The organism is Pseudomonas schmalbachii, from assembly GCF_017589465.1.
In the GTDB taxonomy this organism is placed as follows: domain Bacteria; phylum Pseudomonadota; class Gammaproteobacteria; order Pseudomonadales; family Pseudomonadaceae; genus Pseudomonas; species Pseudomonas schmalbachii.
This window is the reverse complement of the sequence record NZ_JAELYA010000001.1, coordinates 627,187-649,994: the sequence shown is the minus strand read 5'-3', so window position 1 is coordinate 649,994 and position 22,808 is coordinate 627,187. Positions and strand designations below refer to the sequence as shown.

At 62.0% G+C, this 22,808-nt stretch carries 27 protein-coding genes; 24 read left to right on the top strand and 3 right to left on the bottom strand.

Features of this window, described 5'->3' with window-relative positions; translation table 11 throughout:
- The 15 genes from JFY56_RS02725 to JFY56_RS02655 all read left to right on the top strand — a co-directional run bounded on the left by JFY56_RS02725 (window position 1) and on the right by JFY56_RS02655 (window position 11,375).
- On the top strand, window positions 1-333 hold the full coding sequence (locus tag JFY56_RS02725) for a head-tail joining protein (RefSeq protein WP_208311932.1): 333 nt from the start codon (window positions 1-3) through the stop codon (window positions 331-333).
- On the top strand, window positions 330-887 hold the full coding sequence (locus JFY56_RS02720) for a hypothetical protein (protein ID WP_208311931.1): 558 nt from the start codon (window positions 330-332) through the stop codon (window positions 885-887). Before JFY56_RS02725 ends, JFY56_RS02720 begins: the two co-directional genes overlap by 4 nt.
- Window positions 884-1,084, top strand: a complete 201-nt coding sequence (locus JFY56_RS02715; RefSeq protein WP_208311930.1) for a DUF2635 domain-containing protein — start codon at window positions 884-886, stop codon at window positions 1,082-1,084. The genes JFY56_RS02720 and JFY56_RS02715 overlap by 4 nt, the downstream gene beginning before the upstream one ends.
- Window position 1,085: 1 nt before the next feature.
- A complete protein-coding gene (locus tag JFY56_RS02710; protein WP_208311929.1) occupies window positions 1,086-2,555 on the top strand; it encodes a phage tail sheath C-terminal domain-containing protein in 1,470 nt (489 codons plus the stop codon).
- A gap of 15 nt (window positions 2,556-2,570) precedes the next feature.
- Window positions 2,571-2,930, top strand: coding sequence for a phage tail tube protein (locus tag JFY56_RS02705; RefSeq protein ID WP_208311928.1), 360 nt, complete (start codon window positions 2,571-2,573; stop codon window positions 2,928-2,930).
- A complete protein-coding gene (locus tag JFY56_RS02700) occupies window positions 2,931-3,194 on the top strand; it encodes a phage tail assembly protein (protein ID WP_208311927.1) in 264 nt (87 codons plus the stop codon).
- A 118-nt stretch (window positions 3,195-3,312) separates the two neighbouring features.
- Window positions 3,313-5,094, top strand: coding sequence for a phage tail tape measure protein (locus JFY56_RS02695; protein ID WP_208311926.1), 1,782 nt, complete (start codon window positions 3,313-3,315; stop codon window positions 5,092-5,094).
- A 12-nt stretch (window positions 5,095-5,106) separates the two neighbouring features.
- Window positions 5,107-5,946 (top strand): gp53-like domain-containing protein, encoded by an 840-nt coding sequence (locus tag JFY56_RS02690; RefSeq protein ID WP_208311925.1) that lies wholly within the window; start codon window positions 5,107-5,109, stop codon window positions 5,944-5,946.
- Between the two features lie 8 nt (window positions 5,947-5,954).
- Window positions 5,955-6,359 carry a tail fiber assembly protein gene (locus JFY56_RS02685; RefSeq protein ID WP_208311924.1) on the top strand — a complete coding sequence of 135 codons (405 nt, stop codon included), beginning with the start codon at window positions 5,955-5,957 and terminating at the stop codon, window positions 6,357-6,359.
- A gap of 10 nt (window positions 6,360-6,369) precedes the next feature.
- Window positions 6,370-7,560 carry a DNA circularization protein gene (locus JFY56_RS02680; RefSeq protein WP_208311923.1) on the top strand — a complete coding sequence of 397 codons (1,191 nt, stop codon included), beginning with the start codon at window positions 6,370-6,372 and terminating at the stop codon, window positions 7,558-7,560.
- Window positions 7,553-8,722, top strand: coding sequence for a phage baseplate assembly protein (locus JFY56_RS02675; protein WP_208311922.1), 1,170 nt, complete (start codon window positions 7,553-7,555; stop codon window positions 8,720-8,722). Before JFY56_RS02680 ends, JFY56_RS02675 begins: the two co-directional genes overlap by 8 nt.
- A complete protein-coding gene (locus JFY56_RS02670; RefSeq protein WP_208311921.1) occupies window positions 8,719-9,216 on the top strand; it encodes a phage baseplate assembly protein domain-containing protein in 498 nt (165 codons plus the stop codon). Before JFY56_RS02675 ends, JFY56_RS02670 begins: the two co-directional genes overlap by 4 nt.
- A complete protein-coding gene (locus tag JFY56_RS02665; RefSeq protein WP_208311920.1) occupies window positions 9,216-9,680 on the top strand; it encodes a phage GP46 family protein in 465 nt (154 codons plus the stop codon). The genes JFY56_RS02670 and JFY56_RS02665 overlap by 1 nt, the downstream gene beginning before the upstream one ends.
- Entirely contained in the window at window positions 9,680-10,774 is a 1,095-nt protein-coding gene (locus JFY56_RS02660; RefSeq protein WP_208311919.1) for a baseplate J/gp47 family protein, read from the top strand. The genes JFY56_RS02665 and JFY56_RS02660 overlap by 1 nt, the downstream gene beginning before the upstream one ends.
- Window positions 10,755-11,375: a YmfQ family protein gene (locus JFY56_RS02655; protein WP_208311918.1), complete on the top strand. Its 621-nt coding sequence runs from the start codon at window positions 10,755-10,757 to the stop codon at window positions 11,373-11,375. The genes JFY56_RS02660 and JFY56_RS02655 overlap by 20 nt, the downstream gene beginning before the upstream one ends.
- Here the strand turns inward: JFY56_RS02655 and JFY56_RS02650 are convergent.
- On the bottom strand, window positions 11,361-12,101 hold the full coding sequence (locus tag JFY56_RS02650; RefSeq protein ID WP_208311917.1) for a hypothetical protein: 741 nt from the start codon (window positions 12,099-12,101) through the stop codon (window positions 11,361-11,363). The genes JFY56_RS02655 and JFY56_RS02650 overlap by 15 nt on opposite strands.
- A 171-nt stretch (window positions 12,102-12,272) precedes the next feature.
- On the opposite strand from JFY56_RS02650, the gene JFY56_RS02645 reads away from it, so the two are divergent.
- On the top strand, window positions 12,273-12,539 hold the full coding sequence (locus JFY56_RS02645; protein WP_208311916.1) for a hypothetical protein: 267 nt from the start codon (window positions 12,273-12,275) through the stop codon (window positions 12,537-12,539).
- Here JFY56_RS02645 and JFY56_RS02640 read toward each other — a convergent pair.
- Window positions 12,526-13,224, bottom strand: a complete 699-nt coding sequence (locus JFY56_RS02640) for an SOS response-associated peptidase (protein WP_208311915.1) — start codon at window positions 13,222-13,224, stop codon at window positions 12,526-12,528. The two genes, JFY56_RS02645 and JFY56_RS02640, sit on opposite strands and share 14 nt — an antisense overlap.
- Before the next feature lie 87 nt (window positions 13,225-13,311).
- Here JFY56_RS02640 and JFY56_RS02635 point away from each other — a divergent pair, with 87 nt between their 5' ends.
- Window positions 13,312-13,560, top strand: a complete 249-nt coding sequence (locus JFY56_RS02635; RefSeq protein WP_208311914.1) for a hypothetical protein — start codon at window positions 13,312-13,314, stop codon at window positions 13,558-13,560.
- Window positions 13,561-14,094: 534 nt separating this feature from the next.
- On the opposite strand, the gene JFY56_RS02630 is transcribed toward JFY56_RS02635, so the two are convergent.
- Window positions 14,095-14,970, bottom strand: coding sequence for a helix-turn-helix transcriptional regulator (locus tag JFY56_RS02630; RefSeq protein ID WP_208311913.1), 876 nt, complete (start codon window positions 14,968-14,970; stop codon window positions 14,095-14,097).
- Window positions 14,971-15,135: 165 nt separating this feature from the next.
- Between JFY56_RS02630 and JFY56_RS02625 the strand changes: the two genes are divergently transcribed.
- The 7 genes from JFY56_RS02625 to zorA1 all read left to right on the top strand — a co-directional run bounded on the left by JFY56_RS02625 (window position 15,136) and on the right by zorA1 (window position 22,799).
- Window positions 15,136-15,618: a hypothetical protein gene (locus tag JFY56_RS02625; protein ID WP_208311912.1), complete on the top strand. Its 483-nt coding sequence runs from the start codon at window positions 15,136-15,138 to the stop codon at window positions 15,616-15,618.
- 138 nt (window positions 15,619-15,756) lie between these two features.
- On the top strand, window positions 15,757-16,143 hold the full coding sequence (locus JFY56_RS02620) for an ADP-ribosylglycohydrolase family protein (RefSeq protein WP_208311911.1): 387 nt from the start codon (window positions 15,757-15,759) through the stop codon (window positions 16,141-16,143).
- Window positions 16,144-16,150: 7 nt separating this feature from the next.
- Window positions 16,151-16,435, top strand: a complete 285-nt coding sequence (locus tag JFY56_RS02615) for a hypothetical protein (RefSeq protein WP_236032398.1) — start codon at window positions 16,151-16,153, stop codon at window positions 16,433-16,435.
- Window positions 16,436-16,678: 243 nt separating this feature from the next.
- Complete coding sequence (locus JFY56_RS02610) at window positions 16,679-17,008, top strand: DUF4258 domain-containing protein (RefSeq protein ID WP_208311910.1); 330 nt, start codon at window positions 16,679-16,681, stop codon at window positions 17,006-17,008.
- Between the two features lie 251 nt (window positions 17,009-17,259).
- A complete protein-coding gene (locus tag JFY56_RS02605) occupies window positions 17,260-19,191 on the top strand; it encodes a class I SAM-dependent DNA methyltransferase (RefSeq protein WP_208311909.1) in 1,932 nt (643 codons plus the stop codon).
- Window positions 19,181-20,533: a restriction endonuclease subunit S gene (locus tag JFY56_RS02600; protein ID WP_208311908.1), complete on the top strand. Its 1,353-nt coding sequence runs from the start codon at window positions 19,181-19,183 to the stop codon at window positions 20,531-20,533. The genes JFY56_RS02605 and JFY56_RS02600 overlap by 11 nt, the downstream gene beginning before the upstream one ends.
- A gap of 70 nt (window positions 20,534-20,603) precedes the next feature.
- Window positions 20,604-22,799 carry a type I Zorya anti-phage system protein ZorA1 gene (gene zorA1, locus JFY56_RS02595; protein WP_208311907.1) on the top strand — a complete coding sequence of 732 codons (2,196 nt, stop codon included), beginning with the start codon at window positions 20,604-20,606 and terminating at the stop codon, window positions 22,797-22,799.
- Window positions 22,800-22,808: the final 9 nt, after the last annotated feature.

Sequence of the window (22,808 nt, the reverse complement as noted above, 5' to 3'; positions counted from 1 at the left end):
ATGACCTGGCAGCAGATGGCCGATCGCATGCTCGGCGTCGCGCTCCGCACCTTCGATGAGGTGGAGACCCACGAGGTGGCCTACTTCGTCGGCGGTGTCGGCGAGGGCGTGCGGTTGCCCTGGGCCGTGTTCGATAAGGCGCACCTGGTCATCGATCCGGAGACCCAGGCGGTGGTGTCGAGCACCAATCCCGCGCTCGGCGTGCGCCTGCAGGATATGCCGGGCATGCCGACACGGCGCGATACCGTGCGCGTCCGCGATGTGCTGTACCGGATAGACGATGTCCAGCAGGACGGCGTCTCCGGCGCCGTGCTGATCCTGCGGAGGGCATGAGCATGCACCCGCGGCAGGCGATCCGGCAGCAGGCGGTCACCCAGTTGCTCAACCAGACCAGTGCGGGCGGCTCGGTCTATTCGACCCGGGCCAGTCCTTTCCTGTCGAAGGCCTGGGCGACGGAGCTGCCAGCGATCGCCATCTACACCCTGAACGAGACCGCGGGCCTCTTCAACAGCGCGCCGCGGCGTTATGAGCGGCATTGCGACCTCGCCATCGAGATCCTGGTGGAGGGCAATGCCGCACTCGACAGCCAGCTCGACAATCTCTGCCGCCAGGTGGAAATCCTCATGCTTGCCGATGACACCCTCGGCGGGCTGCTCAACGACCTGATCTACAAGAGCACGAGCATGGACTTCAGCGATGCCGGCGACCTCAACATCGGCGCCGCCCGGCTGCTGTTCGACGCCATCTACCTGGACGACCAGCCCACCGCGGAAAGTGCGGCCGACCTGCCATGGCTGCGGCGCGTCTGGGTGGACTACTCGCTGGAGAACCAACAGCCCGATCCGGCTGATCAGGCGCACTCCCATATCGAGGACCTCGGACCATGACTACCGCGACCGTGAAACCCGCCGAGGGACGCCGCGTGCGCCGGCCGGGCGATTTCCAGCTGCTCTCGCCGGATGGCGAACGCGTTGAGCTCGACAGTTACTGGCGCCGTCTGATCAAGGCCGGCGACGTGGTGGTCGTGGCGAACAAGCCCGCCGCGCCGAAGTCCGCGTCCAGCCAGAACAAGGGAGGCGAATGACATGCCCATCTCCTTCGACACCATTCCGGGACCGGCCAGCCTGCGCAAGCCCGGGGTCTATTCCGAAGTCGACAATAGCCAGGCAGTGCGTGGCCCGCAGGGCATCACCTACCGGCGCTTGATCATCGGCTCGAAAACCGCCGGCGGCAGCGCGGTTGCGGAGAAACTGGTGCGCGTGACCAGCGTGGCCCAGGCCGATGCGTTGTTCGGTCCCGGCAGCATGCTCGCCGGCATGGTCCGCGCCGCCATGGCGCAGGACACCTACACGGAACTGCACGCGATGCCGCTGGAGGACTCCGCCGCCGGCGCCGCAGCGACCGCGACCGTGACGGTCGGCGGCACGGCGACGGCTGCCGGCACGCTGTACCTGTTCGTCGCAGGGCGCCGGGTCGATGTCGGCGTCGGTTCTGGGGATGCGGCAGCGGCCGTGGCGACCAAGATCGCCGCTGCCATCACCAGCAATGCGAATCTGCCGGTGACGGCTGCCGCCGCCGCGGAGGTGGTGACGCTGACGGCGAAGAACACCGGGGAAGCCGGCAACGGCCTCGACGTGCGCGCCAACTACTTCGACGGCCAGGCGTTGCCGGCCGGGCTGACCGTGGCGACGACCGCGTTCACGGGCGGTACCGGCAACCCGGATATCGCCAACGCGCTGGCCGCCATCGGCCAGGAATGGTTCCAGGTCTGGGCGGTCGGCTATACCGACGAAGCCAACCTGAGCGAGCTGGAGAACGAGCTTGCCAGCCGCTTCGCCTGGGATCGCGAGATCGAGGCGCATGCCTTCGGCGCGGTGCGCGGCACGGTGGGGGAGCTGGCCAGCATCGGCGCGCTGCACAACTCGCCGCATCTGGGGTTGCCTCATGCCAGCTATGAGCCGATGCCGAACTGGGAGAAGGCCGCCGAGACGATGGCCATCGCTGCGAAATATGCGGCAATCGATCCGGCCCGCCCGCTGCAGAACATCAACTACGCCTGGTGCCTGCCGCCGCAGACCGGCGACAAGTTGACCGATGCCGAGCGCAACAGCCTGCTGTTCGACGGCATCGCGACGACAAAGGTCGTGGTCGCCGACATGGTCGCTGAACGACTGATCACCACCTACCAGCAGAATGCCGCCGGCGCCGAGGACTTCAGCTACCTCGACGTCGAGACGCTGTTCACTGTCATGTATATCCGTCACGACTGGGCCGATCTCGTTCGCCGTAAATACCCGCGCTCGAAGTTGGCCGACGACGGCACCCGCTACGGCCCGGGGCAGCAGGTGGTCACGCCGAAGACCATGGCGGCCGAAGCGCTCAACCGCTTCCGCGAATGGGAACTGCTCGGTCTGGTGGAGAACGCCGACCAGTTCAAGCAGGACCTGATCAGCGAACGCAACCTGTCCGACCCGAACCGGCTCGACATGCTGCTTCCGCCCGACCTGGTCAACGCCCTGCGGGTGGTCGCAGTCAAGATTCAGTTCCGGCTCTGAGGGAGGACGGCAACCATGGCACGAGTGGGCGGCATCATCAGCCTGAAGATCGACGGCGAGAGCTACGACGCGAAGGGCAACTTCTCCTACAACCTCGGCGCCAACAAGAAAGAGATGGTCGTCGGCGCCGACGGGATCCACGGCTACAAGGAGCTGCCGCAGGTCCCCTATATCGAGGGTGAAATTACCGACAGCGCGGAGATCAGCATGGAGAAGATCCGTAACGTCACGAACGCCACGGTCACGCTGCAGTTGGCCAACGGCAAGCTGATCGCTTTGCGCAACGCCGTGGAAGCCAGCGACGGCACCGGCAACACGGAAGAGGGTAACCAGACGGTGCGCTTCGAAGGCATGAGCGCCGAGGAGATCCGCTGAATGTCCAGGCTGCAGAGCGTTACCGTGCCTCTGATCGAGCCGATCCAGTTCGGCTCGGAGACGATCACCGAACTGACCCTGAAACGGGTGAAGTTCAAGCATCTGCGGCAGATCCCCGATCTGCAGCACATCACCACCGACGAGCTCGGCCACCTGATCGAGCGCATCAGCGGCCAGCCGAAGGCGGTGATCGACGAACTCGACGGCGAGGACCTGGACGCGATCTCGGAACACCTCGCAAAGATTTTGCCCGCTGGCCGCTGAACTATGCCGACATCGGCGCCGCCCTGGCCGGCGCCCTACATATCCAGCCCAGCGAGATCGACCGAATGACGGCGGATGACCTGATGTTCTGGTTCAAACGGGCGGAGGACTGGGCAAGATGGCAGACAAGCAGTACAGCCTAGACATCGTCATCAAGGCGGTCGATCAGTTCACCGCGCCGCTGCGCAAGGCGGCGGCCGGGATCTCGAAGGCTTTTGCGCCGATCACCAGCCGGCTTGCGGCCATCGGCCAGAAGGTCGGCTTCGGCCAACTGACCGGCGCGATTGGCGGTGTCGGGAAAGCGCTCAGCGGGCTTGTCGGACGGATCGCCACCATCGGCGCGGCGGTGGCCGGCGCGGCGACGCTGGTCGGCGGGACGCTGGTGGCGCTGGCCAAGGAAACGGCCGACTACGCCGGCGAACTGAATGACCTCGCTGCCTCGCTGGACGTCAGCGCCGAGAAGCTGCAGGAGTGGCGCTTCGCCGCCAACCAGAACGGCGTGTCCAATGAGGAACTGGCGAGCAGCCTGAAAACCCTGTCGAAGAATGTCGGCCTTGCCGCGGCCGGCCAGGGCAAGGCAAAGGATGTGCTGCGCGGCTGGCGGATCGCGGTGAAGAATGCCGACGGCTCGGCTCGCTCGCTGGAACAGATCCTCCCGCAGATCGCCGACCGCCTGCAGCAGATGAAGGATCCGCAGCTGCGCGCGGCCGCCGCCTCCCGGCTGTTCGGCGATGCCGGCGTCAAGCTGATCCCGACCCTCAAGGATGGCGCCGCCGGGCTGGCGGACATGTCCGCCGAGGCGCGGCGCCTTGGCCTGGTGCTGGACAACGAGGCGGTCGCCAAGGGCGATGACTTCGGCGACAGCCTGGACAAGCTGTCCGACGTATTCCGTGGGCTGCGCAACACAGTTGGCGCGGCGGTGATTCCGATCCTGACGAAACTCGCTGATGCGTTCCGCGAGGTAATCGTCGCCAACCTCCCGCAGATAAAGGAATGGGCGACGCAGTTTGCCGCCGGCCTGCCGGACCGAATCGAGCAACTGGTCGCCGCCTTCAGGGATCTCGGCAACGTGCTCGGGCCAGTGGCGAAGGTGATCAGCTGGATCGGCGACAAGGTCGGCTGGCTGAACCTGGTCCTCGGCACGCTGGCCGTGCTGATCGGCGGCGCCCTGGTGCAGTCGGTGGGTGCCCTGATCGGCGCCTTCGTCAAACTCGGTGCAGTGATGCTGACGACGCCGGTCGGCCTGGTGCTGACCGCGATCGCCGCCATCGCCGGGCTGGCTGTGGTCATCTACAAGAACTGGGACCAGATCACCGCACGCCTGTCGGCCAAGTTCGACGAGGTGAAGGCGGCTTTCAAGGACGGGCTGCTGTCCGGCTTGCTGGAGCTGTGGAAACAGTTCAACCCGGTCACGCTGATGTACGAGGCTTTCACCGGGCTGATCAAGTACCTGACCGGCTGGGATCTGGCGAAGGTACTCGGCGACAAGTTCCGTGCGGCGGTGGCCGCCATCCAATCGATCATCCCCGGCTGGCTGAAGCAATTCATCGGCCTCGAGGGTGGCGCACCTGGTGCCGGGATGGCTGCCGGCCTGAACCAGCCGGCGAACCTCATGGGCGGCGGCCTCCCAGGCGCACCCGGCGGCGAAGGTGGGGCGGGCGGTCCAGGTGGTGCCGGTGGCGCCGGCGCTCTGGCCGCGCCATTGATATTCCCGCGACCACCGACGACCGCACCTTCCGTACTCGCCCAGCAGGTCGCCCAGCTGAAGGCTCAGCCGCAGGAGGTCAAGGTCACGGTCGACCTGAACAACGCCCCGCCTGGGACGCGCCTACAGACCGAGGGCAGCAAAGGCGCCCGATTCGATACCAACATCGGCTATTCCATGCGGCCGACTGGCTGACGAGGAGCGCATATGTATCCAATCGACGGTCCAGGTGCGACCGCAGATAACAAGTTCACCGAAGGGGATCCGGCTGCCGGGGTCGCCGCGACGACCGTCACGGATAACTGGTGCAATGACGTGCAGGCGGAATTGTTGAGTATTCTCACTGCGGCCGGTATTGCCCCAGACAAATCAAAACAAGATCAAGTTTTAAGCGGTATTTATAACCTACGCGGCGGTTATTCAAACGGTAAAATTATATCCGCTGGACCTGTAGCTTTAACTGCCGCTGATGCTAATCGAAAAATTCTAGTTGGCGCTGGTGCGCCGGTGACAATTACTCTGCCGGCTATGGCAACAACTCGCATAGGCGATGCATTCGAAATTCAATCGTTTTCTACCGATGCTAACCCGGTAACAATTGTTCCGTCTGCTGGGGATGGAATTACAGCAATTGGCACGCCGCAAACGCCAATAATTCTGCGTAATGGCGACTGGATACGTATTACAAATTACGGCACGCCTGGATTATGGGCGGCGGTTGGCTCCATGCAATTGTCGTCGTCGTTTGCCTTTAGGTCGCAGCAAGGCGTGCCAGGTTATCAAAAGTTCCCAAGCGGTGTTTATTGGCAGTGGGGGACAACATTGACAAGCGCCTCGGGAGACGTGGTTGTTACTTTGCCGATCGCCTTCCCTAACTCACCGTGGGAATATTTTGTTGCGCCGTATGTTGGTGAGTCACCATCTGTTGCTGCTTATTGTATGAGTGCTAACTATATAGCAAGCAGAAAAACTCAATTTAATATAGGCGGATACTTGGCCGGTTCGCGTGGTGCGGTGAATGTCTGCTGGTTTGCGATCGGGAACTAGGAGGCAATATGTATTATTCGGCAAAGGAGCGCGGCTTTTTTGATCCGGCGATTCATGATCCATTGCCAGTCGATGCAATTGAAGTTAGCGATGAAGAGTGGCAGGCCTTGCTTATCGGTAACAGCACCGGCAAGCAAATAACTCCTGACGCGAATGGCTATCCGGTATTAACCGACCCACCGCCACCGACTCCTGAACAAGTCAAGGTGATGGCAGAAGCGAAACGGCAGCAATTGCTCGTCGAGGCCTCGATGCACGTCGCCCCCCTGCAGGACGCGGTCGATCTGGGCGAGGCCTCGCCGGAGGAGGTAATCGCGCTGCAGGAATGGAAGCGCTACCGGATCGCCCTGAACCGCCTCCCCACTTCTGCAGGCTGGCCAGACAACATCGAATGGCCGACGCCGCCGGCATAAGGGGCGCGACATGTCATGGCTGGACAACTACCGAAAAGCGTCCTTCCGCGGGGCGGCGTTCTACGTTTCGACAGCCGACGCAGACTATGGTCGGCGCCTGATCACACATGAGCATGCGCAGCGCGACATTCCCTATACCGAGGACAACGGCCGCAAGGCGCGCCGTTTCACCGTCGACGGCTACCTACTCGGGCCGGATTACCACCTCGCCCGAGACGCCTTGATCGATGCCTGCGAGGGCGTGGGTGCCGCCACCCTGGTGCATCCCTATCGCGGCGAGTTGACTGTCAGCTGCGACGGCCTGCGGGTCAGCGAGAGCGAGGGTGAGCTCGCCTACTGCCGGATCAGCATGACGTTCATCGAGGCCGGCGAGGCATCGTTCCCGCGTTCGATGGTCGACAGCGTCAACGCCGTCAGCGGCGCAGCGATAGACCTCGAGACGGCCAGTCTTGGCGCCTTCGTCGAGCAGTTCCTGACAGAGGGCTTTCCCGGCTTTGTCCTGCAGTCGGCGGTCGCGGTGGTGCACACCATCACAGGCTTCCTGTCCTCGCCGGGCTTCACCCTGCTCGGCAGTATCCTGGCGATCAGCCGCTACAACGCCAAGGTCAAGGCGATCAGCAGCACCGCCGGCGTGCTGGCGAGGAACCCGCAGAACCTCGGCGGCGCCCTGCAGGACGTATTCCGCGAGATCCGTCTGGCCTTCGGCAGCAATGCCGGGCCGGTGCTGTCGGCCGCTGTGCAGGAATTCCAGAAGCCATGGACCGGCCCCGTCGACACGCCGAGCCGGCAGCAGGAGAAGATCAACTACGACGCCCTGCAGGACCTGGTCCGGCTGGATTCGCTGAGCGAGGCGGCGATCGTCGCCGTCGAGAAGGACTTCGACAGCCTTGATGAGGCCCGCGACACGCGCAACGAGCTCGATGCGGCGATCGATGCCGAGCAGGAGCGGACTACCTCCGACGAGGTCTACACCGCCCTCGGCGACCTGCATGCGGAGGTGGCCACCGGCATTCCGCAGCCGGACCAGCAGTTGCCGCAGCTGGTGGTCTACGCGCCCAACATCACGCAGCCGTCGCTCAAGGTGGCACAGACCCTCTACGCCGACGCCTCGCGCGCCGACGAGATTGCCACGCGAAACCGCATCCGCCATCCCGGCTTCCTGGTAGGCCGCGAGCCGCTCGAGGTGCTGGCCGATGGCTGACGACCTGGAGCTCCTCGTCAACGGCCGCATCTATGCCGGCTGGACCTCGATCGGCGTGACGATGGCGATCGATGCCGCCTCGGGCGCGTTCACCGTCGACCTGACCGAGCGATGGGAGGGGCAGGGCAGTCTCGCTGCCCAGCTGGACGCCTGGCCGATCCTGCCCGACGACGAGTGCGAAATCCGCCTCGGCGGCGAATCGATGATCAGTGGCTACGTCAATATCTTCCGCCCGTCCTTCGACGTCACCAGTCACGCGATCAACGTCCAGGGCCGCGACCGCACCTCGGATATGATCGACTGCTCGGCCGTGCATGACCCGGACCAGTGGACGAACCTCGACCTCCTGCAGTTCGCGCAGATCCTCGCCAAACCGTTCGGCGTCAGTGTGCGCGTCGACCAGGGTGTCAGCGTCGGCGACAAGTTCCAGACCATCAAGCTGCAGCAGGGCGAGACGGCATTCGAGGCCATCAGCCGCTACGCGCGGCAGCGCAAGATCCTCTGCATGCCGGACGGCACCGGGAACCTGCTGCTGACCCGTACGGGCAACACCCGCGCCGCCGCCGCCCTGGTGCAGGGCGAGAACATCAAGGGCGCCGACGGCACGATCGACCACTCGCAGCGCTTCAGCGAGTACATCGGCAAGGCGCAGGCGGCCTACTCGGCGACGACCTCCGGCGAGGGCGAGGCGCACCTGCGGGCCAGCACGACCGACAGCGAGATCCCGCGCTACCGGCCGCTGCTGATCATCGCCGAGGCTGGAGGCACGCCAGCCAGTGTGCAGGAACGGGTCAACTGGGAAGCGAACAGCCGCCTCGGGCAGAGCGCGGTCGCCTCCGTGGCCGTGTTCGGCTGGCGGCAGTTCGGCCTGACTGGCGATCTCTGGCGGCCGAATTTGCTGGTCCAGGTGCGTTCGGAGTGGCTGCGCATGGACGGCGAGATGCTAATCCGCCAGGTCACGTTCACTCGCTCGCCGAGCGATGGCACCACCACCGTCCTCGAGCTGATCAGCCCGCAGGCCTTCGAACCGGAGCCACCGGATGCCGAGAAGTCGCAGGCGCGGCAGAAGAAGGGCAGGGGCAAGAACAAGGGGCGCAACATCTGGGCGGAAGGGGTCGGCCTCGAGGATCCGCCGCCGGAGCCGAAGGGGGTGAAGAAATGAGCGAGCTCCGGCGCCTGGCCCATGCGGTGGCCATGTCCTTCGCCCGCGCCGTGCTGCGCCGCTCGGACGATGCCGGACAGCGCATGCAGCTGCAGGTCGAGGTTCTCGACAAGGAACTCTGCGACGGCGTCGAGTACATGACCCATTACGGCCTGTACAGCCGGCCGCTGCCGGGGGCCGACTTCGCCGTCGCCTTCATCAACGGCAACCGCGAGCAGGGCATCGCCATCGCCTCGGCCGATCGCCGCTACCACCTGACCCTCGCCGAGGGCGAGATCGCGCTCGCCGACGATCTCGGCAACCTGGTGAAGCTCGGCCGCGATGGCGTCCAGGTGCAGGCCGTGCAGGCGCTCAACATCAGTGCGCCGACCATCAGCATCGACGGCGACGTCGCCTTTACCGGCACCATCACCAGTAACGGCAAGGTGCTCGACGACCGGCACACGCACAAGGGCGTCACGCCCGGCAGCGGCAGCACGGGAGTACCCAACTGATGGACTATGCATTGGTGATGGGCGATTACTTCGGCGACGTGGTGGTTGTCGATGAGGACCTCGAGGCCGACAAGGGCCTCGAGACGGCGGTCATCGTCAGCCTGTTCACCGACCGCCGCGCGGCCCTGGACCAACTGCCCGTCGAGTTTCCGGCGGATGACCTGCGCGGTTGGTGGGGCGACGTCGCGCCGCAGGTCGAGGGCGACCAGACCGGCTCGCTGCTCTGGCTGCTGGCCCGCGAGAAACAGCTGCCGGCGACGCTGGCCAGGGCGCGGCAATACGCCGAGGACGCGCTGCGCTGGATGCTCGAGGACAAGGTCGCGCAGCAGGTCGTCGTCGCGGCCTCCTGGCTGGCGACCGGCTGGATGCTCCTGCAGATCGACATTTACCGGCCAGGTGGCGACGTCGTGCGCTATCGCTACGGCTACGAATGGGCGAGCCAGGCCGCCCGGAGGATAGTCTGATGCCCTTCGCCCGTCCGACCCTGACCGAGCTGATCAAGCGCGTCACCTCCGACATTGCCTCGCGGCTGGTCAGCCAGGCCGGCTCGGTCCTGCGCCGCAGCTTGATCGGCATCCTCGGCCGCGTCTACGCCGGAGCTGTACACCTGCTCTACGGCTACCTCGACTGGATTGCCCGGCAGGCGATTCCAGATACCGCCGAATCGGAGTACCTGGAGCGCTGGGCGGCGATCTGGAAGATTACCCGCAGGCCGGCGACTTTTGCCGTCGGGCCGGTCGAGGTCACGGCGAATGCGCCGATTACCCTGCTGGCGGGGACCATGTTCCAGCGACAGGATGGCGCCCAGTATGCGAGCCTCGTCGATGTCGACCTGGTCGCTGGAACCAACGCCGTTGACCTGCTGGCGGTCGAGCCCGGCGCTGCCGCCAACACCCCGGCCGGGATCAGCCTGACCCTGCTCTCGCCGGTCGCCGGCGTGCAGAGTACCGCGACCATCCTCGGCGACGGGATCCGCAGCGGCACCGACGTCGAGGACGATGCCAGCCTATGCGAGCGTCTGCTCGCGCGGATCCAGCAGCCGCCGCAGGGCGGGGCCGTATCGGATTATGTCGCCTGGGCGAAGGAAGTCCCCGGCGTGACGCGGGTTTGGGTCTACCCGATGCAGATGGGGCCGGGCACGGTGACCGTGATGTTCACCACCGATGACGACCCGATCAGCCCGATCCCCGATGCCGCCACCGTGGCCGAGGTGCAGGCGCACATCGATGAGGAACGTCCGGTAACCGCGACCGTCTACGTCGTCGCGCCGGTCGGTGATCCGCTGAACTTCACCATCAAGCTGTCGCCGAACACCGCCAGCGTGCGCGCCGCCGTTACGGCGGAACTGTCCGACCTGCTGCTGCGCGAGGCCGAGCCGGGCGGCACCATCCTGATCAGCCACATCCGCGAGGCTGTCAGCATCGCCGCCGGCGAGGTCGACAACCAGGTCATCGCCCCGGCGGCCGACGTCGTCTCGCCGCAGGGGCACATGTCGCTGATGGGCACCATCACCTTCCAGAGCCTGCAGGAGGGCAGTGATGGCGCATTCGGCCGATGAATACCGCAACCAGCTGCAGCAGTTGCTCCCGCCCGGCCGGGCCATTCCGGCGGATCCGGGCAGCACCGCCTACGAGCTGCTCGATGGCATGGCCCAGGAGCTCGCCCGCCTCGATGCTCGGGGCGACGTGCTGCTGCTGGAGGTCAATCCCGCCACCACGAACGAGCTGCTGCCGGACTGGGAGCGGGTTGCGGGCCTGCCGGACAAGTGCTCGGCCAACGCGCCGTCGAGCATCCAGGCGCGCCGGCAGGCGCTGCTCGCCAAACTGCGCGCCACCGGTGGCCAGTCGGCCGACTACTACATTAGCGTCGCGGCGGCGCTCGGCTACACCATTACCATCACCGAGTTCCGCCCCTTCGAGGTCGGCCGCAGCACGGTCGGCGAAGCGCTGACCAATGCCGATGCTGGCTGGGTCTACACCTGGCGCATCAACGCGCCGGGCACCACCACCCTCGATTTCAAGGTCGGCCTATCCACGGTCGGCGAGGCGCTGCGCACCTGGGGCAACGAGATGCTTGAGTGCCGGATGAGCCAGATCAAGCCGGCGCATACCATCCTGCTGTTCGGCTACGCCGAGGACGAGCCCTCACTTCCAGGCTGAACGCATGGCATCAGCCAGGGCCTTGGCCAGTTCCTGGTCGTAGTGCTTGGCGATTACCTCGTCGGCGATGCCGAAGAAATCGAAGCGCGGCTGGTAGTTGGTCTGCGCAACTTCCACCTGGTACGGCCAGAGCTTGCGCCCCTGCCGACGCCACACGGCGATCGGGCGGTTGGGGCGGAGATCGCCGCCACGGCCTTCACGCGGCTTGCCGAAGAAGTAGCTCGCCTTGCCCGGGCTCTTGGTATCGGTGTGGGCGTCGCGTCCGCCGCGGATGTTGGCCAGGACCTTCTGGATCTCGCTCCCCGCAAGGTTGCCGTACTGATTGCGGCGTGCCTTTTTGCCCGGTACCAGGTAGCGATTGCGCGGCAGCTTGGCCCGGCTGGTCATGGCCGACTCGCCGGGCTTCTGCCGCCGCTGGCCGCCGAACACCTGGGGCATGAGGTACTTGCCCGCCGGCGTGCCCTTGCTCGCATAGTCGATGAACCAGACCCGCGCCTGTTGCGTGCGCTTGTTGGCTGCCTTGAGATAGAGGCTCTTGAGCGTCCAGGGTGTAGGCCGGTCGAACTCCTGCCGCATCGCGGCTATTTCCTCGGCCTTGACCCGTTGCCCCAGGCGCGTGAGGGCTAGCGCCGTTGCGAAGGGGATCTGATCCTTGTTGACGTTCGCCAGTGCCTTCTGCAGCAGCTTGATCGGCTTCGGATCGATGGTGAGAGGAAGGGGTTGCATGCCTGACCTCCAGCGCCGGCCGTCATCTCCCGGCGGGGGCCGGCCGGCATGACGCTATAGTTGCTTGGGTCTCTGGATTGTGCGCTTCCTTCCCCATCAGGCGCATGATCCAGGGGCCTCCCAGCTTGTCGGGAAAGGTATGATGCCGGCCTTGATCAATAGGAGGTCGGCATGCTTGCCATCATGCAGAACGGTTACGCCCGGCTGAAGCTGGAGCGCCAGGTCGGAAGTGTTGGGAAGTACGGCATATGGGAATTCCACTGCGCCGAAAACTCGCAGATGTTCGCCGGCCTTCAGGCTGGCCGGCACGCAGCGGTGCTGCCAGCCGAGCCGAAGGAGGGGCAGGAGGTCGAGTTCTTCGCGCTGCTGAAGCCTGGCGCGCCGCAGGAGGAGTGGAAGCTCCTCGGCAAGGGGACAGCCACCTTCAAGCGGTTCTGACCGGCTCGATGAGTTGCTCGCCCTGGTTCCGGACGTCGCCCACGTCCGTACTGACCCGGTAAGCGTCGAAATTGGTGCGACTCAGGGCGATAGCGCTGTGCACCTGCTCGGGTGGCGTGCTCGGCGACAACCAGAGGCTCCATTGTTCTGGCGCAAGGATCACCGGCATGCGGTGATGGATCGCGGCCACCGGGCCGGCGGAGTCCCGGGTGAGCAGGGCGCACGACAGCACGTCCTGGCCGTCCGGACCGATCCAACTGGACCATAGCCCGGCGATCGCCAGGACCTGGTCATCGATGGCGTGATGGTAGTAGGGCTGATTCACCCGGCGGCCGGCCCTGTTCCTGACCTGCTCGTGCTCATTCCATTCGTACCAGCCCGCTGCCGGCATCAGACATCGGTGCGTGCGGATGGCCTGGCGCCACATCGGCTTCGTCGCGGCCTCTTCACTGCGGGCGTTGAAGGAGAGGGACGGCGGCTTCGCCTGTTTCCACCAGGTCGGGATCAGTCCCCAGCGCGCCGGCACGACCTCCTGCTCGGCCTGGTCGTTGAGAACGACCATGGGCACCTGATTGGTCGGCGCCACGTTATAGATCCGCCGGATCCAGCGGCCGGAGTTGCGCGCACCGATATGCCAGTAGCGCTCCATCGCTGCCTCTTCGCGCGTGACATACCGTCCGCACATCGCTAGACCCTCCGCTTGTCCAACTCGCTATTGTAGAAGGTAGCTCAGGGTTATTACTGTATATAAATACAGTATTCGGACCTCCCTATGACCAGCAAGCTTCCGCATTTTCGCCCCGTCACCCATGACGAACTCCGCCGGCTCTGGACGGAATACCCTGATCCGAACATCCGCCGGCTGGTGTTAGAGGTTGAGCGAGGTAGGAGGAAGATGGCCGAAGTCGACTCTATCTATGCCTCGATCCAGGGGGCATGGCATGAGCTGGGCGGTGGGCATTTGGTCGCACTGCACGTGCTGAAGGTGCTGCTGTCGGAGGAGCGTGATCGCAGGAAGTAGGGAAACTGAGGTGCCCAGAACGGGCGAGGAGGGGCGTGAAAACCAGTCCCAAAACTCGGGCCGGGTATTCAGCAATGACGCGGGGTGGACAGGGTGATGTTTTCGGATACTATTGGAACGCCGAATGACCTGTAGCCGGCGGCGTTATTGGATTTATGCAGCGGTCTTGAAAACCGCCGGGTGTAACAGCCCCCAGAGTTCGAATCTCTGCGCTTCCGCCATTTCATAGAGCAAAGGCCCCGAAATTCGGGGCTTTTGCTTTTTTATTGTGAGTTGTTCCCCCACTTATTCCCCCACTTCGCCGTTGCGTGTTGCGTTGCGTTCGTTACGACTAGCCGATAAACGCTAGCGGGCGGTCTGTCCAATCATCGAAACACCATGGCGCAAAGGCCCACATCCTTCTCTCGCAGATGACAGTGGTTCGCACCTGGGCTAGGCAGCTATCGCTGAGTGCCGCCCTGAAATCCCGATGAGTGGTGCCCGCAACCGCATCGCAATCGCGATATCGGTTCGCTCTGTTCTGGCACGAAGTGCCTAGTGATACAGCCAGGGCTGTAGCTCATCCAGGTTGGAGACCACGATCTGTTGAGCAGTTGCTTTGGCGTGTACCTTGGTTGGATCGATCTGATAGCGCTGCAGAACGTACTGCACCAGAGCTCCACGGCTTTCGATCACGAGCTGGCCATCGTTCATGCCGTAGTCGGTCTCGATGATGGCCTTCTGTTCAGGTTTGAGGCGTGAGTCGGGCTCGATGATTACCTGAACCTCTGTATTCCAGCCAGAATCCTGATCTCGGCCCTGTTCGGATGCGTCTTCCATCAGATCTGGTGTTCCTCGGAAGCGACTAAGCACGAAATCGCGGTAGTCGCGATTCTTCTCGCAGTAAGCACGTACATGCCAGCGCATGCCGGTGTAAACCAGGGTATGCGGAACGATCAAGCGGGTTTCCGCGTCCGGAGTGGTGAAGGATAGATACTCGCACTCCAGGCGTAGTCCTTCGCGGCAGGCGCGAAGAATCGGTCGCAAGACTTCGGGGCGTACTGTCCGATCCGGTACACGCAGAACCTCCGTGTGTGCGTAAGCAAGGGCTAACCCGTCGACGTGCGGAGCTCGGTCGTAGTTCTGGTTAAGCAAGTGCAGATAGGCGCTGGCGCTATCGTCGATGAACAGCGGTTTAAAGTGCTTGCTCGGTACATACCCCTTCAAATGCTTGTCATATTCGAGGTTCTTCGGCGCGTGTTCGTTCACGTAGGTGTTGATGTCCTTCGACGCCTGCTGGCGACTGATGCCGAAGCTTTGCATCAGGTGATTCGTGGTCAGGCGGCCTTCCCACCAGGCCACGGTCTCGATCAGACGATAGCGTAGGGCCAGATCCCAGCGCACTGATTCGATTGATTGCTTGCGTTTCATGGTTAATCCACCTGCTCGAAAACTTTACCTGTACGGGTAAACACTCTAGATACGTCATTAGACGCTACATATCTTGAATGCCAGTGACAAGTGCGACTGCCTGCCGGTTCGCACTTTGGCAGTTCCCGGTACGGCCTGGGTTAATCAAGTAGGTGGAGAAGTCTGATGAACAAGCTATTTATGGCACCGCTCGCGGTATTGGTTTTGGCTTCTGCTGGGTGCGCCAGCATTGTCTCGGAGAGCCGTTACCCGGTCAGGGTGACCAGTAACGTCCCTGCCGAGTTCGAGATCCGTAACGAGGATGGCGAGACCGTGCATACCGGCACCACGCCGGCTCAGGTAAGTCTTGATTCGGCCAGTGGCTACATGGATGGCGAGACGTACACCGTGGAATACCACGCGCCGGGTTACCAGAAGGCCTTTTCGACAATCCAGTCCAGTATCAATGGCTGGTACTGGGGCAACATCGGCTTTGGTGGGCTGATCGGTTGGTTCCTGGTGGATCCTGCTACGGGCGCGATGTTCAAGCTGCCGCCCAGCACAGGCGCAACCCTGGCAGTTGCTCAGCCTCAGGTCCCGATGTCTCAATCAACTCCATCGTTGGGTGCTGCCGAACTTGATCCCCAGAGGGGCCTGGCGGCGCCGTAGTGCCGCGAGGGCTTGACGTACGATGAGCATCGTCTCGTACCAAAGAGCCGTAACAATGACCAACCAAACGCCGGTTGCATCAACTGCCTTGGTTCTTCCAAGGCAGCGTTGGTCCAGAGCTAATAGGAGGCATGCACAATGACCCGGCTGGAACGAATCAGGGGCTGTCTGCTGGGCGGATCAGTGGGTGATGCGTTGGGGGCTCCAGTGGAGTTCCTGGATTGGTCGGCCATTCAGCAGAAATACGGCCCATCAGGTATTCGCGACCTCGATCAAGCCTACGGTGTGATGGGAGCCATTACCGACGATACGCAAATGATGTTGTTCACTGCTGAAGGGCTACTACGTGCGCATGTCCGGCAGGTATCGCACGGGATTCCTGCGCGTTGGCTGGAAGCGTTGGAATTGCATGACGTAATCGACCAAGTCGCTGCAGATATCGACTGGGTGCCTCGGGTATACGAGGGGGGCAGCGATACACAAGACAGCGATGCGCAGATATGGCGTCGGTACCCTGGGTGGTAATACGACGATGATCTCTGCGCTGTTGTCTTGGTACGAGCAGCATGGCGATTGGACGCCTCTGGCCTGGTGGGTTCACGATCATCTGCCTTATGCCAGCCAGCTCTGGTTCCCCAAGCTGGCTGCGTTCAACCTGCGGTGGAGTGCCAATCCCGACACCTTGCAGAACATTGGCACCTATGTGACCAACCCACACACCGGAGACAAGAAAGCGTTGGTCAAGAACGGAGTCGCCACATTAGCTGTTGGGGAGCGGAGGCGTATCGTCGAGCCCTGGTTGCGAAGCCTCACCTGAAGCCAGTGCCGAAATTTGACGGATATCCGCTTGTTACTGCGTCGCTCGCAAGCTTGGATGTCCACTCTACGGATAGACCTGCCTGAATAGTTGACCTGTACGAATGCCCAATATTGGTGTGTCCAGTAGCACGACATATCCTTTTGCTGTGCCCAACGGGATGTGGGCAGGAACGGATTCCGGGGAGCCAGGGATGGCTCATCTACAACAAAGCGCTTGGCATTCAGGCAGAGGAGCAGGGGCATGGAGTTCACCGCACACGCCGTGCAGCGTTGCAGCCAGCGCGGGATCCGGATTCAGCAGGTGGAGTGGCTGGTTCGCTATGGCATCTACACCTGGAATCGTGGTGCGCAGGTGTTCTTCTTTGATCGCTCCGGGTTTCAGCGGCTTCTGCTCGGGTTGTCCGTCTCTGAGCGGCAACTGGCCGAGAAGGCGCGCAATAGCTACGTGGTTATGAAGGGGGAGCAGGTGCTGACCGTTGGACACCGGCAAGCGGTGTTTTGTACGAGCAAGCCTGGGAGTCACCACCATCGGCGTGTGGATTGGCGGCATGGGCAGACACGAGCCGCTTGAGAGTGATTTGCGATCCGGTCGGGCGGTAGACATGTAAGCCGACGGATGACTTGTTTTTGGTCAAATAATGATCAGACGACTGGCTTTACCCCTTGGTGACATCACGGATAATGTGACCGTCCTTGCAGCAATGCAAAATGCAGTGCCGTAGGGGCATTTTCCTCTTGCGCTTGTCCAGCTTCAGTTTTCGCCCGCAGAACTCTTGTGCACCAGCTTGTTTGGCCCCGACCGGGGTTGTTTAGGAGCAGTAAATGACGGATCTAACCCACCTTCGCCAACCCATATTGGATGCAGTGCCGGAAGATGGCAGCAGCATTGGCAATCAGTCATTGTTCGAGCGGCTCAAGGGGCAGATTCCCGGTCTGGGCGAAGAGCAGTTCTGGAGCGTGCGCGATGCGCTAATCAATGAAGGGCTGCTGGTGAAGGGGCGCGGGCGTGGTGGTTCGGTTCTGCGTGCCGAAGCGAAGGCGGCAAGCCTGGCGGAGCAGGTGCTGAGCAAGGCGCGTCAGCGTTTCGAACCCGGGCAGGCGGCCGACGTATCAGCTAGCTCTGTGTCGCAATCGGTGCAGCCAGCGCCAGCTAAGCGTGGGACTGCCAAGGCGCAGCCAGCCACCGGCCTGGAAGACTTGAAAAAAACTCTCTGGGCCACCGCCGACAAGCTGCGCGCCAATATGGATGCCGCCGAGTACAAGCACATCGTGCTCGGCCTGATCTTCCTCAAATACATCTCTGACAGCTTTGCCGGCCGCCGCGCAGAGTTGGAGCGCAAGCTTACCGACGAGAACGACGATTACTACCTGGGTGATGACGATCCGGAGTTGCTGGCGGCTGAACTGGAAGACCGCGACTACTACCGCGAGGTCAACGTGTTCTGGTTGCCGGAGGTGGCGCGTTGGGAGTCGATTCGCGCCGCCGCCAAGCAGGTAGATATCGGCAAGCGCATCGACGACGCGCTGGCTGCCATCGAGGCGGAAAACCCCAAGCTGAAGAACATTCTCGACAAGCGCTACGCCCGCGCCCAACTGCCGGACGGCAAGCTCGGCGAACTGGTGGACCTGATCTCCACCATCGGCTTTGGTGACGACGCCGGCAAGGCCCGCGATCTGCTTGGTCAGGTGTACGAATACTTCCTCGGCCAGTTCGCCAGCGCTGAAGGCAAGAAGGGTGGACAGTTCTATACCCCGGCGAGCATCGTGAAAACCCTGGTGGCAGTGCTCAACCCGCACCATGGCAAGGTCTATGACCCTTGCTGCGGCTCCGGTGGCATGTTCGTGCAGTCGGAGAAGTTCATCGAAGCCCACGGCGGCAAGCTGGGTGATGTCTCCATCTACGGCCAGGAATCCAACCCCACAACCTGGCGCTTGGCGGCGATGAACCTGGCTATTCGCGGCATCGACTTCAACCTGGGCAAGGAACCGGCGGATACTTTCGTTCGCAACCAGCACGCGGATCTGCGCGCTGACTTCGTGCTGGCCAACCCACCGTTCAATATCAGCGACTGGTGGCATGGCAGTCTGGAGGGCGACCCGCGTTGGGTCTACGGCACTCCGCCGCAAGGCAATGCCAACTACGCCTGGCTGCAGCACATGCTCTATCACCTCAAACCCAACGGCCGCGCCGGCATTGTTCTAGCCAACGGCTCGATGAGTTCCAGCCAGAACAGCGAAGGTGATATCCGCCGCTCCATGGCCGAGGCCGACGTGGTGGAAGTGATGGTCGCTTTGCCCGGCCAGCTGTTCTTCAACACCCAGATTCCCGCCTGCCTGTGGTTCCTGGCCAAGCAGAAGACCGCCCGTCCCGGTGAAGTGTTGTTTATCGACGCTCGTAAGCTCGGTACCAACGTCAGCCGGGTGCAGATCGAACTGACCAATGCCGATATCGAGCGCATCGCCCAGACCGTCGCCAACTGGCGCGGCGAGCCGCTGGATGAAGGCGGCGAGGTGGGTGAGTACGCCGATATTGCCGGCTTCTGCCGCAGTGTGAAACTGGCGGAAATTGCCGAGCATGGCCATGTGCTGACCCCGGGCCGCTATGTGGGTGCCGAGGAGGTGGAAGATGACGGCGAAGCCTTTGCCGAGAATATGCAGCGATTGACTCAGCAGCTTGGCGAGCAGATGCAGAAGGGCGCGGAGCTCGATCAGTTGATCCGGCAGAAGTTGGGGGGGCTGGGGTATGGGTTCTGATTTTGGGCGCTTTGGTGATCTGTTTTCTGAACCGCAACGAAATGGGCTGACCCGTCCCAAGAAGGTTCGTGGCGTTGGTTTTCCCATGGTCAACATGGGGGAGTTATTCGCTCACTATCGAATCCGAGATCTGGAAATGGATCTCGTGCCAGTAAGTGAAAAGGAGCAGCAGTTCTTTCTGCAAGACGGTGACCTGCTTTTTGCACGTCAGTCCTTGGTGTTAGCAGGAGCTGGACAGTGCTCAATATTTCTCGGAAACAAGACAGCGACAGTCTTTGAGTCACACTTGATTCGCTGCCGGCTTGATCAGGAAAAGTACAACCCGCATTTCTATTTTTACTTTTTCCGGTCGCCTGATGGTCGACGTGCGATAGAGGCGATAGTTGAACAAGGTGCTGGAGCTTCTGGGATCCGTGGAAGTGATCTGGTAAATGTTCAGGTCCCGATTCCAGCTAAAAGATACCAAGATCAAGCAGCAGGATTGCTCGCTGAAATCGACGACCGCATCTCCCTCCTACGTGAAACCAACGCCACTCTGGAAGCCATCGCTCAGACACTGTTCAAATCCTGGTTCGTCGATTTCGACCCCGTGCGCGCCAAGGCCGAAGGCAGACCGCCGGAAGGGATGGACGCCGCCACGGCCGCCTTGTTTCCCGATAGCTTCGAAGAGTCCGAGTTGGGCTTGGTACCGAAGGGGTGGAAAGTGTTGCCCCTCGGGGATATCTGCTGTGTGACGATTGGAGGGTTGTGGGGCAATGATGATTCGGGTGATAGCGATCTTGTTCCTGCTATCAGTCTGCGGGGCGTAGATCTGGAACACTTACGCGTTAATGGATTCTCAAAGGACGCTCCGGTGCGCTGGGTCAAGCCAGCGGCAATGGAGAAACGGCGACTTTCTGATAAAGAGGTACTCGTTGCTGCATCTGGAGCTGGGCCATGTGGTCGACCATTGTGGGCAGGAGCCCCATTTGAGGCTATTTATGGTCGCCCTGTTATTTTTTCGAATTTCGTGAAGCGCCTAGAGTGTGGGACAGCTGCACGTGCGATTTATGTAGATCGTTTGCTTGCTGAAATGCGCAAGAGCGAGGAGATTTGGAATTTTATTAATGGTACCTCTGTGCCAAATCTGGATGACAAACTTCTGCTCTCGACCAAAAAAATTATTTTGCCTTCGAATGATGTCTTGTCCGTATTTGCCGATATTGCGATAAAAATTTATGACAAGATTTACGACCAGAAAGCCCAAACCCTCACCCGGCTCCGCGACACCCTCTTGCCCCGCCTGATCTCGGGCCAACTGCTCCTGCCGGATGCCAAGACCATGGTAGAGGCTGCCGGATAAATACTGAATCGACACGAACTCAATAAAGACCCGCAGAGGTCATTAAACAAATATACGAAAGGCTAGGGCTATGAATTATTTAAATTGGTTACAACTTTGGGCTGAAGCTGCCCCCGAGCAGAAGTTTGCTCCCATTGCAGTGGTAGGCCTGGTCACGGTTCTGTGCCTCTGGTACCTGATTCGCTATTTCTTTCGTTCCTTCGGGCTAAGCCGCCGGTTGGGACGGCTGACCCGTGAGATCAAGGCGATTGGCGAGCTGGTACCGGGAAAGCGGCGTGCTGCGCTTGCCACATTGTTCGAGCGCCACTCTCTTGGGCATGCCTGGCAGGAGTATGCCGAAACGTTGCATGACCAGTTCGAGCTGAGGGACGGTGAGCAGCTACTGGTGCGTTCGCGTTCCACCGCTGGCGCGGCGCACTTCTTCACTGCGCAAACGGTAGTGGAGACCCCACTGGGTACCGAGTTCTACAAGCACCTGCCGGGCATCCTGACCGGTATCGGCATTGTCGGCACCTTCTTCGGGCTGATGCTGGGTTTGCAGCATTTCAACCCAGGCACGCCCGAGCAGGTGAATGCCAGCGTCGATCAACTGCTCAAGGACGTCATGTTCGCCTTCCTGGGCTCGTTCGTGTCGATTCTGGCCTCCATCGCGGTGACCTTGACCGAGAAGTGGCGGCTGGCGCGCTGCTACAAGCTGCTGGAAACGCTGACCGAGGCAATCGATGGCCTGTTTGATAGCGGGGTAGGCGAGGAGTACCTTGCGGAGCTGGTGCGGTCGAGCAATGAAAGCTCGATCCAGACCCGCCAGCTCAAGGACAGCCTGGTCACCGATCTGCGTGAGATGCTGCAGAACCTGGTGGATACCCAGGTTCGGGAAAGCCTCAAGCTGGCGGATACCCTGTCCGCCAGCTACCGAGACTCTGGCCAGGTGCTCGCCGAGCAGATTGGCGGTGCTATCGAGAACAGTTTGAAGGCGCCCTTGGAGCAAATCGCCGGGGCGGTGCAGTCTGCCAGTGGTGATCAGAGTGGGCAGGTCCAGAATCTGCTTACCGAAGTACTCACCGCCTTTATGAGCAAGCTGGAGAGCACCTTCGGCCAGCAATTCAACGGCCTTCACGAAATGCTTGGCCAGTCGGTAGCCGCCATGCAATCCATGCAGCAGGGCTTCAATGCTCTGGTGGAGGACATGCGTTCGGCCAGCGAAGCCTCCACACAGAACAGTACGAAGATGATCGCGCAATTGCTAGCGGACATGCAGGCGGGGCAGAACAGCATGCAGGCGGGCATGAACGAAATGCTGGCCAACCTGCAGGCATCCATCTCCCGAATCGGCAGCGAGGGCGAGGGCGCTGGCGAACGCATGGCGAAGCAACTGGAGAAGCTATTCGCCGACAGCGAGGCTCGTCAGCAAGCCATGGCGGAAAATCTGCAGGCCTTCGTCGAATCGATCAAGCAGAGCATTGGCCAGGGCCAGCAGGAAACCATGGCGAAGATCGCCGGATCGGTGGATGTGCTAGGTGAACAACTCGGCGCCATGTTCAAGCAGATGGAACAAGGGCGCGCGCAGATGGACCAAGCGACCAAGGTTGCCCAGGTCGAGCTGCATCGCGGTACCCGTGAAATGGTCGGCAGCCTCGAAGGGCAGGTGAAGGATCTGCTGGACGCGGTGGCCGAGCAGAATGGCGCTATGCAGGACACCATCAAGCTGCTCAGTGCGCAAACCGAGCAACACCTGCAAAGCATGCAGCAGGGTGCGGACAAGATGCGCGTTGCAGCAGAGCGTTTCGACAGTGCCGGTCAGAGCGTAAGCAAGGCTGGCGAAGCTACGGCGGGCGTGCTAGGCGCCATGCAGAGCACTGGCACTGAACTGGTTGGGGCTTCCCGCGAGCTGGTTAGCATCGTGGCGGATTACCGCAACAACCGCGAAGCGCTGAACAAGACCCTGGCGGTAATCGAAAGCGTGGTGGCCAGTGCTCACGGCGAGGCTGCCGGACGCAGTCAGTATCTACTCGATCTCAAGCAGCAGGGCGAACGACTCCAAGCATTGAACCGCGAAGTGAACGAGTACCTGCAGCACATCAGCGAAGTGCTGGGCAAGGGTTTCAACGACTTCACCGAGGGTGTCGATCGCAGCTTGCGCCAAACCCTGGGCAGCTTGGATGTCGAACTGCACAAGGCGATGACCAGCCTGGCTGGCGGTGTCGAAGGTGTTAAGGAAAGCCTGGAAGACTTCAGCGACATCATGGATCGCATCCAGCGCAAGTGAGGGGCTAGC

What these genes read in the sequence shown, in the direction of transcription:
- JFY56_RS02600 (WP_208311908.1), top strand. Translation starts at nt 19,181, where the DNA reads ATGGGTTCTGATTTTGGGCGCTTTGGTGATCTGTTTTCTGAACCGCAA.
- JFY56_RS02660 (WP_208311919.1), top strand. Translation starts at nt 9,680, where the DNA reads ATGCCCTTCGCCCGTCCGACCCTGACCGAGCTGATCAAGCGCGTCACC.
- JFY56_RS02725 (WP_208311932.1), top strand. Translation starts at nt 1, where the DNA reads ATGACCTGGCAGCAGATGGCCGATCGCATGCTCGGCGTCGCGCTCCGC.
- JFY56_RS02685 (WP_208311924.1), top strand. Translation starts at nt 5,955, where the DNA reads ATGTATTATTCGGCAAAGGAGCGCGGCTTTTTTGATCCGGCGATTCAT.
- JFY56_RS02670 (WP_208311921.1), top strand. Translation starts at nt 8,719, where the DNA reads ATGAGCGAGCTCCGGCGCCTGGCCCATGCGGTGGCCATGTCCTTCGCC.
- JFY56_RS02720 (WP_208311931.1), top strand. Translation starts at nt 330, where the DNA reads ATGAGCATGCACCCGCGGCAGGCGATCCGGCAGCAGGCGGTCACCCAG.
- JFY56_RS02655 (WP_208311918.1), top strand. Translation starts at nt 10,755, where the DNA reads ATGGCGCATTCGGCCGATGAATACCGCAACCAGCTGCAGCAGTTGCTC.
- JFY56_RS02620 (WP_208311911.1), top strand. Translation starts at nt 15,757, where the DNA reads ATGACCCGGCTGGAACGAATCAGGGGCTGTCTGCTGGGCGGATCAGTG.
- JFY56_RS02715 (WP_208311930.1), top strand. Translation starts at nt 884, where the DNA reads ATGACTACCGCGACCGTGAAACCCGCCGAGGGACGCCGCGTGCGCCGG.
- JFY56_RS02690 (WP_208311925.1), top strand. Translation starts at nt 5,107, where the DNA reads ATGTATCCAATCGACGGTCCAGGTGCGACCGCAGATAACAAGTTCACC.
- JFY56_RS02605 (WP_208311909.1), top strand. Translation starts at nt 17,260, where the DNA reads ATGACGGATCTAACCCACCTTCGCCAACCCATATTGGATGCAGTGCCG.
- JFY56_RS02680 (WP_208311923.1), top strand. Translation starts at nt 6,370, where the DNA reads ATGTCATGGCTGGACAACTACCGAAAAGCGTCCTTCCGCGGGGCGGCG.
- JFY56_RS02630 (WP_208311913.1), bottom strand. Translation starts at nt 14,970, where the DNA reads ATGAAACGCAAGCAATCAATCGAATCAGTGCGCTGGGATCTGGCCCTA.
- JFY56_RS02645 (WP_208311916.1), top strand. Translation starts at nt 12,273, where the DNA reads ATGCTTGCCATCATGCAGAACGGTTACGCCCGGCTGAAGCTGGAGCGC.
- JFY56_RS02675 (WP_208311922.1), top strand. Translation starts at nt 7,553, where the DNA reads ATGGCTGACGACCTGGAGCTCCTCGTCAACGGCCGCATCTATGCCGGC.
- JFY56_RS02625 (WP_208311912.1), top strand. Translation starts at nt 15,136, where the DNA reads ATGAACAAGCTATTTATGGCACCGCTCGCGGTATTGGTTTTGGCTTCT.
- JFY56_RS02615 (WP_236032398.1), top strand. Translation starts at nt 16,151, where the DNA reads ATGATCTCTGCGCTGTTGTCTTGGTACGAGCAGCATGGCGATTGGACG.
- JFY56_RS02650 (WP_208311917.1), bottom strand. Translation starts at nt 12,101, where the DNA reads ATGCAACCCCTTCCTCTCACCATCGATCCGAAGCCGATCAAGCTGCTG.
- JFY56_RS02665 (WP_208311920.1), top strand. Translation starts at nt 9,216, where the DNA reads ATGGACTATGCATTGGTGATGGGCGATTACTTCGGCGACGTGGTGGTT.
- JFY56_RS02640 (WP_208311915.1), bottom strand. Translation starts at nt 13,224, where the DNA reads ATGTGCGGACGGTATGTCACGCGCGAAGAGGCAGCGATGGAGCGCTAC.
- JFY56_RS02635 (WP_208311914.1), top strand. Translation starts at nt 13,312, where the DNA reads ATGACCAGCAAGCTTCCGCATTTTCGCCCCGTCACCCATGACGAACTC.
- JFY56_RS02710 (WP_208311929.1), top strand. Translation starts at nt 1,086, where the DNA reads ATGCCCATCTCCTTCGACACCATTCCGGGACCGGCCAGCCTGCGCAAG.
- JFY56_RS02700 (WP_208311927.1), top strand. Translation starts at nt 2,931, where the DNA reads ATGTCCAGGCTGCAGAGCGTTACCGTGCCTCTGATCGAGCCGATCCAG.
- JFY56_RS02610 (WP_208311910.1), top strand. Translation starts at nt 16,679, where the DNA reads ATGGAGTTCACCGCACACGCCGTGCAGCGTTGCAGCCAGCGCGGGATC.
- zorA1 (WP_208311907.1), top strand. Translation starts at nt 20,604, where the DNA reads ATGAATTATTTAAATTGGTTACAACTTTGGGCTGAAGCTGCCCCCGAG.
- JFY56_RS02695 (WP_208311926.1), top strand. Translation starts at nt 3,313, where the DNA reads ATGGCAGACAAGCAGTACAGCCTAGACATCGTCATCAAGGCGGTCGAT.
- JFY56_RS02705 (WP_208311928.1), top strand. Translation starts at nt 2,571, where the DNA reads ATGGCACGAGTGGGCGGCATCATCAGCCTGAAGATCGACGGCGAGAGC.